A 249-nucleotide genomic window follows, 5' to 3' on the forward strand; every position below is an offset into this window, starting at 1 on the left:
GCAGCGATGAAGCTGTTGCACGAGCGCCTCGTTGATCTCGCTGCTGGCGAAGTCGAAGCCGTTCAGATCACGGTAAGCCGGAAAGCGTGCGGTTTTGAGCTGATAGGCTGTTGATCGAACCTCTCGTTCCGCGGTTTCCGCCTTGAGAAGCTGCGACAGGATCGGAATGGCAGCCTCGAACGCCGGCGATCCCTGCTCGGTCAAATCACCGACGGCATGGGCCATGCCATGCATCTTCAGTTGCCGCAG

At 59.4% G+C, this 249-nt stretch carries 1 protein-coding gene; it reads right to left on the reverse strand.

What is annotated here, in order from left to right; genetic code table 11:
* Window positions 1–249 (reverse strand): ATP-binding protein (locus SB764_RS43190; RefSeq protein ID WP_410867195.1); only part of this gene is annotated, 249 nt, incomplete at both ends.

The organism is Paraburkholderia sp. SIMBA_027 (assembly GCF_046535315.1).
Lineage (GTDB): Bacteria > Pseudomonadota > Gammaproteobacteria > Burkholderiales > Burkholderiaceae > Paraburkholderia > Paraburkholderia tropica.